The organism is Ramlibacter sp. (assembly GCF_028291745.1).
Lineage (GTDB): Bacteria > Pseudomonadota > Gammaproteobacteria > Burkholderiales > Burkholderiaceae_C > Ramlibacter.
This window is the reverse complement of sequence record NZ_JAQGNQ010000059.1, coordinates 1-13,722: the sequence shown is the minus strand read 5'-3', so window position 1 is coordinate 13,722 and position 13,722 is coordinate 1. Positions and strand designations below refer to the sequence as shown.

The 13,722-nt window shown below is 67.1% G+C and carries 13 protein-coding genes; 9 read left to right on the top strand and 4 right to left on the bottom strand.

The features are described from left to right. Positions 1 to 178: 178 nt before the first annotated feature. From JWP60_RS10845 to JWP60_RS10805, 9 genes are all read left to right on the top strand, one after another. Positions 179 to 916, top strand: a complete 738-nt coding sequence (locus JWP60_RS10845; protein ID WP_299790514.1) for an ABC transporter ATP-binding protein — start codon at positions 179 to 181, stop codon at positions 914 to 916. Between the two features lie 99 nt (positions 917 to 1,015). Next, positions 1,016 to 1,510 (top strand): MarR family transcriptional regulator, encoded by a 495-nt coding sequence (locus JWP60_RS10840; protein ID WP_299790511.1) that lies wholly within the window; start codon positions 1,016 to 1,018, stop codon positions 1,508 to 1,510. 102 nt (positions 1,511 to 1,612) lie between these two features. Further along, positions 1,613 to 1,930, top strand: coding sequence for a winged helix-turn-helix transcriptional regulator (locus JWP60_RS10835; RefSeq protein ID WP_299790508.1), 318 nt, complete (start codon positions 1,613 to 1,615; stop codon positions 1,928 to 1,930). Then, the gene (locus tag JWP60_RS10830) at positions 1,927 to 3,096 is read left to right on the top strand and encodes a fumarylacetoacetate hydrolase family protein (protein ID WP_299790505.1); all 1,170 of its coding nucleotides are present in this window, start codon (positions 1,927 to 1,929) and stop codon (positions 3,094 to 3,096) included. Before JWP60_RS10835 ends, JWP60_RS10830 begins: the two co-directional genes overlap by 4 nt. A 20-nt stretch (positions 3,097 to 3,116) precedes the next feature. Then, positions 3,117 to 3,467 (top strand): FKBP-type peptidyl-prolyl cis-trans isomerase, encoded by a 351-nt coding sequence (locus JWP60_RS10825; protein ID WP_299790502.1) that lies wholly within the window; start codon positions 3,117 to 3,119, stop codon positions 3,465 to 3,467. Between the two features lie 168 nt (positions 3,468 to 3,635). Continuing rightward, positions 3,636 to 4,244 (top strand): nucleotide exchange factor GrpE, encoded by a 609-nt coding sequence (gene grpE, locus JWP60_RS10820; RefSeq protein ID WP_299790499.1) that lies wholly within the window; start codon positions 3,636 to 3,638, stop codon positions 4,242 to 4,244. A gap of 98 nt (positions 4,245 to 4,342) precedes the next feature. Beyond that, positions 4,343 to 6,295, top strand: coding sequence for a molecular chaperone DnaK (dnaK, locus tag JWP60_RS10815; protein WP_299790496.1), 1,953 nt, complete (start codon positions 4,343 to 4,345; stop codon positions 6,293 to 6,295). A gap of 104 nt (positions 6,296 to 6,399) precedes the next feature. Beyond that, a complete protein-coding gene (gene dnaJ / locus JWP60_RS10810) occupies positions 6,400 to 7,557 on the top strand; it encodes a molecular chaperone DnaJ (protein WP_299790493.1) in 1,158 nt (385 codons plus the stop codon). Between the two features lie 241 nt (positions 7,558 to 7,798). After that, positions 7,799 to 9,247 carry a filamentous hemagglutinin N-terminal domain-containing protein gene (locus JWP60_RS10805; protein ID WP_299790490.1) on the top strand — a complete coding sequence of 483 codons (1,449 nt, stop codon included), beginning with the start codon at positions 7,799 to 7,801 and terminating at the stop codon, positions 9,245 to 9,247. A gap of 22 nt (positions 9,248 to 9,269) precedes the next feature. Here the strand turns inward: JWP60_RS10805 and JWP60_RS10800 are convergent, their stop codons facing one another. The 4 genes from JWP60_RS10800 to JWP60_RS10785 form a co-directional block, all read right to left on the bottom strand. Further along, the gene (locus JWP60_RS10800) at positions 9,270 to 10,382 is read right to left on the bottom strand and encodes a PA0069 family radical SAM protein (protein ID WP_299790487.1); all 1,113 of its coding nucleotides are present in this window, start codon (positions 10,380 to 10,382) and stop codon (positions 9,270 to 9,272) included. Between the two features lie 133 nt (positions 10,383 to 10,515). Beyond that, positions 10,516 to 11,490 (bottom strand): nitronate monooxygenase family protein, encoded by a 975-nt coding sequence (locus JWP60_RS10795; RefSeq protein ID WP_299790484.1) that lies wholly within the window; start codon positions 11,488 to 11,490, stop codon positions 10,516 to 10,518. 22 nt (positions 11,491 to 11,512) lie between these two features. After that, positions 11,513 to 13,303, bottom strand: coding sequence for an acyl-CoA dehydrogenase (locus JWP60_RS10790; protein WP_299790481.1), 1,791 nt, complete (start codon positions 13,301 to 13,303; stop codon positions 11,513 to 11,515). A gap of 114 nt (positions 13,304 to 13,417) precedes the next feature. Continuing rightward, positions 13,418 to 13,722, bottom strand: a 305-nt coding sequence (locus JWP60_RS10785; RefSeq protein ID WP_299790479.1) for an FAD-binding protein, incomplete at its 5' end; no start/stop codon positions are given.

The following is a 13,722-nucleotide window of genomic DNA, read 5'->3' as shown; positions in this document are numbered from 1 at the left end:
GAGAAACTGATCTGGCTCATCGCGCAGGCTCCTTTGCGTCAATCAACGCGCCGCGGCATGATCGGTGGACTTGTTCAGACTTTCCCTAGAAATGACGACCCCCAGTCTTGCGGCTGAAGCCGCTGCGCCACCCCCCGAGGGGGCACGCGCCTCCTTGGGGCGGCCCGGCGGAGGCGCCTTGCCCTTGCTTCAAGTGAGCGACCTGCACGCCGGCTACGGCCGCGCCGAAGTGCTGACCGGCCTCGCCTTCGACCTGCCCAAGGGCCACGTCGTCACCGTGATCGGTCCCAATGGCGCCGGCAAGTCGACCACGCTGAACGCGCTCATGGGCTTGCTGCCCGCGCGCGGCCGCATCGCCTTCGACGGGCAGGACCTCGCCGACACCACGCTGGAAGACCGCGTGATGCTGGGCCTGGCGCTGGTGCCGGAAAAACGCGAACTGTTCGGCACCATGCCGGTGGAGGACAACCTCGTCCTCGGCGGCTTCCGGCCGATGAAGCTGCGCATCCCGAACTGGCGCGCCGGCCTCGAGCGCGTCTACGAACTGTTTCCGCGCCTGAAGGAGCGCCGCACCCAGCTGGCCGGCACGCTTTCGGGCGGCGAGCGCCAGATGCTGGCGGTGGGCCGCGCGTTGATGTCGCAGCCCAAGCTGCTGATGCTGGATGAGCCGAGCCTCGGCCTGGCGCCGCTGGTGGTGCGCGAGATCTTCGCGATCATCGAGCGGCTGCGCGAACAGGGCGTGTCGATCCTGCTGGTCGAACAGAACGCGCGCGCCGCGCTGCAGGTGGCCGACTATGGCTACGTGCTGGAGACCGGCGAGATCAGCATGCACGGGCCAGCGGCGCAGCTCGCGAACGACCCGCGCGTGATAGAGACTTACCTGGGTGCGACCCGCGCTCAGGCGGCGGCAAACTGAAGGCTTCCCTGCTTCAGGAGACCAGCGCATGAGCACCCGCCGCCACTTCGTGCAATAGGTCGGCTTCACCGCCGACTCCTGAACACCGCCCACTCCCGCATGCCCCGTCCTGCCGCTGCCGCCCGCACCACCCACAGCAACACCGCCCCGCCGGCCGCGGTGGAGGACATCGACACCAGCTTCCTCGAGAGCCTGCTTGGCTATAACGCGCGCCGGGCGGCGCTGGCGGTGATCGACCGCTTCCTCGCCGGCATGGAGCCCTACCAGCTCAAGCCGGTCGAGTTTTCCGTGCTGTCGCTGGTGGCGCACAACCCGGGCATCACCTCGCGCCAGCTCTGTTCCACGCTGGGCATCCTGCCGCCCAACCTGGTGGGCATGGTCAACATGCTGGAAAAGCGCGAGCTGATCGCCCGCAGGCCCCACCCCACCGACGGCCGCGCCATGGGCCTGCACCTGACACCTGCGGGACAGAAGCTGGTGCGCGACGCCGAGAAGACCGCGGCCACGATCGAAGCGGGATTTGCCTCGCGGCTGACGCCGGCGGAGCTGCGCACGCTGATTGCGCTGCTCAAGAAGGTCTACAAGGCGGCATGATCTTGCGTTGCGCGGGCGGCACGCTGCTATTGTTTATGTAGCGTAGCCTGCGTACACTCCGATGCCCGCCCGGCGCCGCCGGCTGCCTGGAGTGTCGCGCGAATGAGTGCCAAGGAGAACGCTGCCATTCACCAGCTGCTCGCGCTGCTGGAAGCGCGCTACGCCATCCGGGTGCTCTGGGCCCTGCGCGACGGCCATCCACAGACCTTCCGGCTGCTGCAGGACAGCGTCGGCGGCATCACTCCCAACACGCTCAACACGCGCATCAAGGAGATGCGCGAGGCCGGCCTGATGCAGCACAACGGCGACGGCTACAGTGTCACCGCGAGCGGCGCCGACCTCCTGAAACGCCTGGCCGACCTGCAGCCCTTTGCCGCCCGCTGGGTCGCTGTCCAGGCCAAGAAGAAGCAAGCCCCATGATGCAATCCTTCCTCCAGGCGACGCTGCCCGCCGATGCGCAGCAGGCCACGCTCGTGGGCCGGGTCTGGATCGAGGGCCAGGGCGCCGTGTTGGTGCGCGTCGCTGGCGACGATGTGATCGACCTGTCGCGGCTCGCACCGACCTGCAGCGCGCTGCTGGACCTGCCCGATGCCGCCGCGGCCGTGCGGGCGCACCGCGGCGAACGCATCGCGTCCGTCGTCGAAGTCATTGCCAACAGCAACGCGGACGCGCGGGTCGAGGACAGCCCGTGGCTGCTGGCGCCTTGCGACCTGCAGGCGATCAAGGCTTCGGGCGTGACCTTCGTCGCCTCGATGCTGGAGCGCGTGATCGAGGAGCAGGCGCGCGGCAATCCGGCGCTGGCCGAAGCCGTGCGCAAGGAGGTGGTCGCGGTGATCGGCGACGACCTCTCCAAGGTGCGGCCCGGCTCCGAGGAGGCGGCCCGCCTGAAGCAGGTGCTGCTGGCCAAGAACCTGTGGTCGCAGTACCTCGAGGTGGGCATCGGTCCCGATGCGGAGATCTTCACCAAGTCGCAGCCGCTCAGCGCGGTCGGCACCGGTGCCGAGATCGGCATCCATCCGAACAGTGCCTGGAACAACCCGGAGCCGGAGATCGTGCTGGCGGTCAACAGCCGCGGCGAAACCGTGGGCGCGACGCTGGGCAACGACGTCAACCTGCGCGACTTCGAGGGCCGCAGCGCCCTGCTGCTTGGCAAGGCCAAGGACAACAACGCCAGCTGCGCGATCGGCCCCTTCATCCGGCTGTTCGATGCGCACTTCGGCATCGAGGACGTGCGCGCCGCCGACCTCGGCCTGAAGGTGCTCGGGCCCGAAGGCTTCGAGATGACCGGATCCAGCAGCCTGAAGATGATCAGCCGCGATCCGCTCGAGCTGGTGGAGCATGCGATCGGCCCCAACCACCAGTACCCGGACGGGCTGGTGCTCTTCCTGGGCACGATGTTCGCGCCGACGCAGGACCGCTTCGCGCCCGGGCAGGGCTTCACGCATGCGGTCGGGGACATCGTGGCCATTTCGACCCCGCGCCTCGGTACACTGGCCAACCGCGTCAACACCAGCGACCGGATAGCCCCGTGGCGTTATGGCGCCCTCGCGCTGATGCGCGACCTGGCCCGCCGCGGCCTGCTCTGACCATCGAAGGACACAAGAACATGATCACCACCTCCAGCGGCCTGCAATACGAAGACGAACTCCTGGGCCAGGGACCGGAAGCCAAGGCCGGACAGGATGTGCGCGTGCATTACACCGGCTGGCTGTACAACAACGGCGTGCAGGGCGCGAAGTTCGACTCCAGCCGCGACCGCAAGCAGCCGTTCGAATTCTCCCTGGGCGGCGGCATGGTGATCCGCGGCTGGGACGAAGGCGTGGCAGGCATGAAGGTGGGCGGCAAGCGCACGCTGGTCATCCCGCCGGAACTGGGCTACGGCGCGCGCGGAGCCGGCGGCGCGATCCCGCCGAATGCGACGCTCAAGTTCGACGTCGAGCTGATCGAGACGCGCTGAAGGCGCGGCGTCCGCGCCCGCAGCAGCGTAGGCTGGGCTTCGCGCAGCGAACCCCAGCGCCGCGCGCCATCGGTGGGGTGCCTTCGGCAGCCCAGCCTACGATTGCTGCAAGGCGGCGGAGCCGGACCGTAACCTCATCCTTTTTCCGGCCCCAGCCTTGAAAAGGTCTTGCCAGCCCCAAGCTCTCCCGCTGTCTTCGACAGAACCCGAACGTTTTTCTCCATGTCCGACAACGCCCCCACCGAAAGCGAACTGCCCCAGGACACTGCGGCGCAGGAAGCTGCCAATGATTCCGTCGACGGCCAGCAGCCCGGCGACCAGGACTGGCAGGCCCAGGTCGCCGCCCTGAGCGCCAAGAACGCCGAGCTCGCCGACCAGTACGTGCGCGCGCAGGCCGAGATGCAGAACATCCGCCGCCGCTCCGAAGAAGAAGTCTCCAAGGCGCGCAAGTACGCGCTGGAAAGCTTTGCCGAAAGTCTGCTGCCCGTCTGCGACAGCCTCGAAGCCGGCCTGGCGCACCAGGATGCTTCCGTGCAGACCATCCGCGAAGGCGCCGAAGCCACGCTGCGGCAACTCAAGGCCGCGCTGGAGCGCAACAAGGTGATCGAGATCGCGCCGCCCGCCGGCACCCGGTTCGACCCGCACCAGCACCAGGCCATCTCCGTCGTGCCGGCCGACCAGGAGGCCAACACCGTGGTCTCGGTCCTGCAAAAGGGCTACTCGATTTCCGACCGTGTCCTGCGCCCTGCCCTCGTGACGGTCGCCGCGCCCAGATAGCAGGCCAGCCCGTCCTTGAATCCGTAACAGTTATCCACAAGTACAGCACAGACTGATTCACACCCTGCGAGGGTGGACAGATTTAGGAGAGAACAGATATGGCAAAGATCATCGGCATCGACCTGGGCACGACCAACTCGTGCGTTGCCGTCATGGAAGGCAACAACGTGAAGGTCATCGAGAACTCGGAAGGCGCGCGCACGACGCCTTCGATCGTTGCGTACCAGGAAGACGGCGAGATCCTGGTCGGCGCTTCCGCCAAGCGCCAGGCCGTCACCAACCCCAGGCACACGTTCTACGCGATCAAGCGCCTGATCGGCCGCAAGTTCACCGAGAAGGAAGTGCAGAAGGACATCGACCTGATGCCCTATCGCATCCTGGCCGCCGACAACGGCGACGCCTGGGTGGAAGAGCGCGGCAAGAAGCTGGCGCCCCCGCAGGTGTCCGCCGAAGTGCTGCGCAAGATGAAGAAGACGGCCGAGGACTACCTCGGTGAAGAAGTGACCGAAGCCGTGATCACGGTGCCGGCGTACTTCAACGACTCGCAGCGCCAGGCCACCAAGGACGCCGGCCGGATCGCCGGGCTGGACGTCAAGCGCATCATCAACGAGCCCACCGCCGCGGCCCTGGCCTTCGGCCTGGACAAGCACGGCAAGGGCGACCGCAAGATCGCCGTCTACGACCTGGGCGGCGGCACCTTCGACGTCTCGAACATCGAGATCGCCGACGTCGAGGGCGAAAAGCAGTTCGAGGTGCTCTCCACCAACGGCGACACCTTCCTGGGCGGCGAAGACTTCGACCAGCGCATCATCGATTACATCGTCACCGAGTTCAAGAAGGAACAAGGCGTCGACCTGACCAAGGACGTGCTCGCGCTGCAGCGCCTGAAGGAAGCGGCGGAGAAGGCGAAGATCGAGCTGTCCAACAGCACGCAGACCGACATCAACCTGCCCTACGTCACGGCCGATGCCAACGGCCCCAGGCACCTGAACATCAAGCTCACGCGCGCCAAGCTGGAGTCGCTGGTCGATGAACTGATCCAGCGCACCATCGAGCCCTGCCGCATCGCGATGAAGGATGCCGGCGTGTCCGCCAGCGACATCCAGGACGTGATCCTGGTGGGCGGCATGACGCGCATGCCCAAGGTGCAGGAGAAGGTCAAGGAGTTCTTCGGCAAGGAGCCGCGCAAGGACGTGAACCCCGACGAGGCCGTGGCCGTCGGCGCTGCCATCCAGGGCCAGGTGCTCTCCGGTGAGCGCAAGGACGTGCTGCTGCTCGACGTCACCCCGTTGTCCCTGGGTATCGAGACCCTGGGCGGCGTGATGACGAAGATGATCAAGAAGAACACGACCATCCCGACGAAGTTCGCGCAGACCTTCTCCACCGCCGACGACAACCAGCCGGCCGTGACCATCAAGGTCTTCCAGGGCGAGCGGGACATGGCCGTGGGCAACAAGCTCCTCGGCGAGTTCAACCTCGAAGGCATCCCGCCGTCGCCGCGCGGCCTGCCGCAGATCGAGGTGAGCTTCGACATCGACGCCAACGGCATCCTGCACGTGGGCGCGAAGGACAAGGGCACCGGCAAGGAAAACAAGATCACCATCAAGGCGAACTCGGGCCTGACCGAAGCCGAGATCGAGAAGATGGTGAAGGACGCCGAAGTCAACGCCGCCGAGGACAAGAAGAAGCTCGAACTCGTGCAGGCGCGCAACCAGGGCGAGGCGATGGTGCACAGCGTGCGCAAGAGCCTGACCGAACACGGCGACAAGATCGATGCCGGTGAGAAGGCCAAGATCGAGGCCGCTGCCAAGGAACTGGAAGAGACGCTCAAGTCGGAAGACAAGGAAGCGATCGAAGCCAAGACCAATGCGCTGATGACGGCCAGCCAGAAGCTGGGCGAGCAGATGTACTCGGCGCAGCAGGCGGCGGGTGGCGCGGGTGCCGGTGCGCAGCCGGGCGCGGGCCCCGAAGCTGGGGCGAGCGCTGCTTCGCATCCGGCCAATGACGACAACGTCGTCGATGCCGAGGTCAAGGAAGTGAAGAAGGGCTAAGCAGCTCCAGGGGCTAGGTGCTGGCGGCCGGGGGCTGGGGAACGACCGTGTCGGTATCTCACCAGCCTCCAGCCTTCAGTCTCTAGCCCCTTTCTACGAACAACATGGCCACGAAACGCGACTACTACGAAATCCTGGGCGTCCCCAAGAACGCCTCGGACGACGAGATCAAGAAGTCTTATCGCAAGCTGGCGATGAAGTACCACCCTGACCGCAACCAGGGGGACAGCGCCAAGGAGGCGGAAGCGCATTTCAAGGAGGCCAAGGAAGCCTACGAGATGCTCTCGGACGCGGAAAAGCGCTCGGCCTACGACCAGTTCGGCCACGCGGGCGTCGACCCCAACATGCGCGGTCCGGGCGGCCCGGGGGCGGAGGGCTTCGGCGGGTTTGCCGAGGCCTTCGGCGACATCTTCGGCGACATCTTCGGCCAGGCCCAGCGGGGCGGCGCCGGCGCTGCGCGCGGCGGCCGGCAGGTCTATCGCGGCAGCGACCTCTCGTATGCCATGGAGATCTCGCTGGAGGAAGCGGCCAAGGGCAAGGACGCGCAGATCCGCATCCCCTCCTGGGACGAATGCGAAACCTGCCACGGCAGCGGCGCCAAGCCCGGCACGCAGGCCAAGACCTGCAGCACCTGCCATGGCGCCGGCGTCGTGCAGATGCGCCAGGGCTTCTTCAGCGTGCAGCAGACCTGCCCGCATTGCCGCGGCACCGGCAAGATCATTCCCGAGCCCTGCCAGACCTGCCACGGCCAGGGCAAGGTCAAGCGCCAGAAGACGCTGGAAGTGAAGATCCCGGCCGGCATCGACGACGGCATGCGCATCCGCAGCGCGGGCAACGGCGAGCCGGGCACCAACGGCGGCCCGCCGGGGGACCTGTTCATCGAGATCCGGCTGAAGAAGCACGCGATCTTTGAGCGCGACGGCGACGACCTGCACTGCGTCGTGCCGGTGAGCATTGCGCGCGCATCGCTCGGTGGCGAGATCGACGTGCCCACGCTCGATGGCAAGGCCGCGATCGACATCCCCGAAGGCACCCAGGCCGGCAAGCAGTTCCGCCTGCGCGGCAAGGGCATCAAGGGGGTGCGTTCCAACTACCCGGGCGACCTGTATTGCCACATCGCGGTGGAGACGCCGGTGAAGCTGACCGAACACCAGCGCAAGCTGCTGCGCGAACTCGAGGAATCCCTGAAAAAGGGGGGCGCCAAGCACTCGCCGAACGAGGAATCGTGGGCGGACAAGCTGAAGGGCTTCTTCAGCGCGTAGCGCGCCCGCCACCCGTTGACTGAAAGCGGCCCTCCGGGCCGCTTTCATGTTTCCGGACGTCGTCCGGCACGGCGGAAATGTTCCCGGCGGAGTGCCTCCAAATGCGGGAGTTTTTCTCGCTCCGGGTGCCTGTGCGGCGACTTCCTACAGGCCTCTCATGGAAGCTCCTACCCTGCGGTTACGTTGCGAAACTTAACTTGAGCCACCGCGGCGTACTGCCGCGGCACCAGGGGAGTAGTACATGACAAGCATCATCCCGGCAGGGCGGGGTTCGATCGGCGTCTCGTCTTGCCGGCGCGTGCTCATGCTGGCGCTGGCGGCGTTCGCGGTGCTGGGATGGCATGCGGCGGCCCATGCGCAGCCGGCGGGTGCGACGGTCGTGCACGGCCAGGCGATCATCCAGCCGCCGCTCGGCAATTCCTTGCTGGTGACGACGGTCAACGGCGCCGGCACCAGATACTCCGCGATCGACTGGCGAACCTTCTCGGTGCCGGCCGGCAGCGTCACGCGCTTCCAGCAACCCAGCGCCGACAGCACGTCCATCAACCGCGTCACCGGCGGCAATCCGTCTGACATTTTCGGCACCCTCACCTCCAATGGAAACCTGGTGCTGGTGAACCCGGCAGGCATCACGGTTGGCAAGGGCGCCGTCGTCGACACGGCGGGCTTCACCGCCTCCACCCTGGAAATGTCCAATGCGGATGCGCTGGCCGGGCGGCTGCGCTTCACTGCCGGCAAGGACAGCAAGCAGCTCAAGATCGAAGGCCGCATCCTCGCGCGCGGCGGCGACATCGTCCTGATCGGAACCGATGTGCAGGTCGGCACGCCCGCAAACGACGGCAAGGACGACAAGGGCGGCAACGGCAATGAAAACAGCAAGAAGGACGACAAGGTCCCCGCGGCCGTCCAGCAAGCTACGCTGCAGGCCGACAACGGCAGCGTCATCATTGCCGCCGGCCAGCAGGTGCAGATCACGGGCCGCGGGCTCGAGGGCATCGTGATGCAGCTCGCGCCCAAGGGAAAGATCGAGATCACGAAAGACGGCCTGATCCACGCCGACGCGGTCGGCCTGTTCGCTTCCGAGCTGACACACAGCGGCGCGATCCAGGCGCGCCGGGTGGTCATCCAGGACAACAAGGTGCGGCTGGACTCGGGCGATGATGACAACAAGTCGGACAGCCCAGGCAACGGCAACGGCAACGGCAACGGCAACGGCAATGGCAATGGCAATTCGGGCAATGGGAATTCCGGCAACGGAAATGGCAATTCCGGCAACGGCAACGTCAACGTCAACTCGGGTAGCGGGAATTCGGGCAACGGCAACGGCAATTCGGGCAACGGCAATTCCGCCACCACCCCGGCCAACGGCACCGTGAGCGCGTCCATCACCTCCGAGCTCGATGGCGGCGGCGGCACGGTGGTGATCGCACCGCTCGCCAGCGCTGCGAGCACGACGGCCGCGCCCACGAGTGCCAGCACCGCCCCCGCGCTGCAGCCCTCGCTGCAGGCCGCGCTCGCGGCCCCCGCCGCGGAAACCATCGCCCGCAGCGCCACGGTGATCGCCACGTACCTCGCGCCGGCCGTCACGCCCGGTCAGTCGCTGGCCGACGACGGGGGCCAGGACCGCTATGCCGCCGCGCCGGAGAAGCGCCAGAAGAAGGCGCAAGAGGTCGCGCAGTGCACCCGCTAGAGAGCGGGCCAGAGAGGGCGCGCTAGAACAGCGCAGCCTGCCCGGTGGGCCCGGGCGGGCGGAACAGGTCGGTGCGGAACTGCTGCTTCTTGCCATTGAAGCCCAGGCGCGTAGCCGCCTTGCGAAAGCGTTGCGCCAGCAGGTCCGCCCAGGCGCCGGAGCCCTTCATGCGCGTGGCGAAGTCGCTGTCGTAATCCTTGCCGCCACGCATCTCCTGGATGCGCGCCATCACGCGCTGCGCCCGCTGCGGGTAGTGCGTCTCCAGCCACTGCCGGAACAGCGGCGCCACCTCCCAGGGCAGCCGGATCACGTGATAGAAGGCCTCGCGCGCGCCGGCCTCCCAGGCGGCCTCGAGCACCTGCTCCATGTCGTCGTTGATGAACGGGATCTGCGGCGCCAAGCTCACCCCGCAGCGCACGCCGTGCTCGGCCAGCGTGCGCAGCACGCGCAGGCGCCTGTGCGGCGCGGCGGCGCGCGGCTCGAGCTTGCGCGCAAGCTCCGCGTCGAGCGTGGTAATGGTCACGTAGACCGCGGCCAGGCCCTCGGCGGCCATGGGCGCTATCAGGTCCAGGTCGCGCTCGACACCGCTCGACTTGGTGACCAGCGCAAAGGGATGGCGCGCCTCGCGCAGCACTTCGATCACGCCGCGCGTGAGGCGCAGTTCGCGCTCGATCGGCTGGTAGCAATCCGTCGCCGAACCGATGGCGATCAGTTCCGGCCGGTAGCCCCGCCGGCCAAGCTCGCTGCGCAGCAGGTCCACGGTGTTGCGCTTGGCGATGATCTTCGTTTCGAAGTCGAGGCCGGGCGAGAGATTCAGATAGCTGTGCGTGGGCCGCGCATAGCAGTAGATGCAGCCGTGTTCGCAACCGCGGTAGGGATTGAGCGAGCTGCCGAAATGGATGTCCGGCGAGTCGTTGTGCGCAATGATGCTGCGCGCCGTCTCCCAGATCACCTCGGTGCGGGGGATCGCGGCCTGCTCTTCGTCGCTGAGCTGCCAGCCGTCGTCGAAGCTCTCGCGGCTGTCGCGTTCGAAGCGATGCGCCATGCGCGTCGCCGTGCCGCGTCCCCTGATCGCGTGCAACGGAATGCGCACCTCCGCCGCGGTGGTATCCGTGCTGCGATCGATACTGTTCATGCGTACAGTATGCATCAACGGCCCGTGCGTGGCCAGGTCTCGCGGATCTCATCCCGGGCTTGACCCGGGATCCACGACGGCGCTTACACGGGCGCCGCATGGATTGCGGGTCAAGCCCGCAACGACATCCACTTCATGGCGCGATTCCAGGCAGCGACAGCCGTTCCCTCGCCTGCGCGTACTCGCGCCGCAGTCGCTCCACAAGCTGCGCCGTCGCGACGATCTCCGTGACCGTGCCTATGCCTTGCCCGGAGCCCCAGATGTCCTTCCAGGCTTTCTTGCTGCCTTCGCCGCCACCGAAACTCATCTTGCTGGGATCGCTGTCCGGAAGCTGGTCGGGGTCGAGCCCGGAATTGCGGATGCTGGCCTTCAGGTAGTTGCCATGCACGCCCGTGAACAGGCTCGAATACACGATGTCGTCGGACGTGCCGTCCACGATCGCCTGCTTGTACGCCTCGCTTGCGCGCGCCTCGTGCGTGGCGATGAAGGCCGAGCCGATGTACGCGAAGTCCGCGCCCAGCGCCTGCGCGGCAAGCACCGCGCCGCCGTTGGCGATGGCGCCCGAGAGCGCCACCGGGCCGTCGAACCACTGGCGGATCTCCTGCACCAGCGCGAAAGGGCTCTTCACGCCCGCGTGACCACCGGCGCCGGCCGCCACGGCGACCAGGCCGTCCGCGCCCTTTTCGATCGCCTTGCGCGCGAACGTGTTGTTGATGATGTCGTGCAGCACGATGCCGCCGTAGCCGTGGATCGCCTCGTTGACGTCGGTACGCGCACCGAGCGAAGTGATGACGATCGGCACCTTGCGCCTGACCACGGCCTGCATGTCCTGCTCGAGCCGGTCATTGCTCTTGTGGACGATCTGGTTGATCGCGTACGGCGCTGCGGGCCGCCCGGGGTGCGCGCGGTTGTGCGCCGCGAGTTCCTCTTCGATCTCGTGCAGCCACTCGTCCAGTTGCGCGGCCGGTCGCGCGTTCAGCGCCGGCATGGAGCCGACGATGCCGGCCTTGCACTGCTCGATCACGAGCTTCGGCGTGCTGATGATGAACATCGGCGAGGCGATCACCGGCAAGGGAAGATTGCGCAGGACGAGGGGCAGTTTCGACATCGAGTCTCCAGGGCCGTTGGATTCAGAACGCTTCCAGCGCCAGCGCCGTCACGCTCTCCGCGCCCTCGACGATGCTGTCCCGCAAGCCCGGCGCCTTGGCCAGGATGTGGTCGGCATAGAAGCGGGCCGTGGCGATCTTCGCTTGCAGGAAGTCCGCGTCCTGTCCCGCGGGCAACAGGTCTTGCGCCACCAGCAGCGAACGTGCCAGTTGCCACCCTGCCATCAGGTTGCCGGCCAGCATCAGGTAAGGCACCGAGCCGGCGAACACTGCATTGGGCGAAGTCTTGCCCTGCTGCACGATGAAATCAACCACTTCGAGGAAGGCGGTGCGCGCCGCCTGCAGGCGCTTGCCCACCGCGCGCGCCGCGCTGCTGTCACGCTGCGCCAGGGCGCGCTCGGTCTGTTCGACCTGCGCGGCGATGGCGCGCGCGGTCTGGCCGCCGTCGCGCGCCGTCTTGCGGCCGATCAGGTCGTTGGCCTGGATGGCCGTCGTGCCTTCGTAGATGGTCAGGATGCGGGCGTCCCGCAGGTACTGCGCCGCACCGGTCTCCTCGATGAAGCCCATGCCGCCGTGCACCTGCACGCCCAGCGAGGTGACCTCCAGGCTCATCTCGGTGCTGTAGCCCTTGACCAGCGGCACCAGGAATTCGTAAAAGGCCTGGTTCTGTTTGCGCACGGACCCATCGGGATGGTGATGCGCCGCATCGTAGGCGGCCGCGGCCACGCTCGCCATCGCGCGGCAGCCTTCGGTATAGGCGCGCATCGTCATCAGCATGCGGCGCACGTCGGGGTGGTGGATGATGGCCGCGGGGCCGGGCACCGAGCCGTCGACCGGCCGCGACTGCACCCGGTCGCGCGAATAGGCAACCGCCTGCTGGTAGGCGCGCTCGGCCACGGCGATGCCCTGCACGCCCACTGCATAGCGCGCCGCGTTCATCATGATGAACATGTACTCGAGGCCGCGGTTCTCCTCGCCCACGATGTAGCCCACCGCACCACCGGCGTCGCCATACTGCAGCACCGCGGTCGGCGAGGCCTTGATCCCCAGCTTGTGCTCGATGCTCACGCACTGCACATCGTTGCGCGCGCCGCGCGAGCCGTCGCCATTCACCAGGAACTTGGGCACCACCAACAGGCTGATGCCCTTGACGCCTTCGGGCGCACCGGGAATGCGGGCCAGCACCAGGTGGACGATGTTGTCCGCCATGTCGTGCTCGCCGTAGGTGATGAAGATCTTGGTGCCGAAGACGCGGTACGTGCCATCGGGCTGCGGCTCGGCGCGCGTGCGCACCAGCGCCAGGTCGCTGCCGGCCTGCGGCTCGGTGAGGTTCATGGTGCCGGTCCACTCGCCCGTCACCAGCTTCTCCAGGTACACCGACTTGAGCTGGTCCGAACCGGCCGTCAGCAGCGCCTCGATCGCGCCGTCCGTGAGCAGCGGGCACAGCGCAAAACTGAGATTGGCGGAATTGAGCATCTCGCCGCAGGCGGCCCCGATCGTCTTGGGCAGGCCCTGGCCGCCGAAGTCCACCGGATGCTGCAGCCCCTGCCAGCCGCCCTCGGCGTACTGCCGGTAGGCCTCCTTGAAGCCGGGAGTGGTGGTGACCTGGCCGTCGTTCCACGTAGAGGGCTGGCGATCGCCCTGGACGTTCAGCGGTGCGACCACCTCCTGGTTGAAGCGCGCGCATTCCTCCAGCACGGCCCGCGCCGTATCGAGCCCGGCCTCCTCGAAGCCGGGCATGCGCGCGATCTCGCCGATGTTGGCGAGATGCTCGATGTCGAACAGCATGTCCTTGAGGGGGGCGGTGTAGCTCATGGAGGCTCCAAAGGATGTCGTCCCGGGTGTGACCCGGGATCCATGCCGCACACGAGCGCGGCGGGTCGACGGGGCATGGATTGCGGGTCGAGCCCGCAATGACATCCCCTTGACTTACAGCGCCTTGATCAACTCCGGCACGGCCTGGAACAGATCCGCTTCCAGCCCGTAGTCCGCCACGCTGAAGATCGGCGCTTCGGGATCCTTGTTGATCGCGACGATCACCTTCGAATCCTTCATGCCGGCCAGATGCTGGATCGCGCCGCTGATGCCCAGGGCGATATAGAGCTGTGGCGCAACGATCTTGCCGGTCTGGCCGACCTGCAGGTCGTTGGGCGCATAGCCCGCGTCCACCGCGGCGCGGCTGGCACCGATGGCGGCGCCGAGCTTGTCGGCCAGCGGCTCCAGCACTTCGTGGA

Excerpts from the sequence above, each read along its gene's own strand:
- JWP60_RS10840 (WP_299790511.1), top strand. The coding sequence starts at position 1,016 with ATGCCCCGTCCTGCCGCTGCCGCCCGCACCACCCACAGCAACACCGCC.
- JWP60_RS10835 (WP_299790508.1), top strand. The coding sequence starts at position 1,613 with ATGAGTGCCAAGGAGAACGCTGCCATTCACCAGCTGCTCGCGCTGCTG.
- JWP60_RS10830 (WP_299790505.1), top strand. The coding sequence starts at position 1,927 with ATGATGCAATCCTTCCTCCAGGCGACGCTGCCCGCCGATGCGCAGCAG.
- JWP60_RS10825 (WP_299790502.1), top strand. The coding sequence starts at position 3,117 with ATGATCACCACCTCCAGCGGCCTGCAATACGAAGACGAACTCCTGGGC.
- dnaK (WP_299790496.1), top strand. The coding sequence starts at position 4,343 with ATGGCAAAGATCATCGGCATCGACCTGGGCACGACCAACTCGTGCGTT.
- dnaJ (WP_299790493.1), top strand. The coding sequence starts at position 6,400 with ATGGCCACGAAACGCGACTACTACGAAATCCTGGGCGTCCCCAAGAAC.
- JWP60_RS10805 (WP_299790490.1), top strand. The coding sequence starts at position 7,799 with ATGACAAGCATCATCCCGGCAGGGCGGGGTTCGATCGGCGTCTCGTCT.
- JWP60_RS10800 (WP_299790487.1), bottom strand. The coding sequence starts at position 10,382 with ATGAACAGTATCGATCGCAGCACGGATACCACCGCGGCGGAGGTGCGC.
- JWP60_RS10795 (WP_299790484.1), bottom strand. The coding sequence starts at position 11,490 with ATGTCGAAACTGCCCCTCGTCCTGCGCAATCTTCCCTTGCCGGTGATC.
- JWP60_RS10790 (WP_299790481.1), bottom strand. The coding sequence starts at position 13,303 with ATGAGCTACACCGCCCCCCTCAAGGACATGCTGTTCGACATCGAGCAT.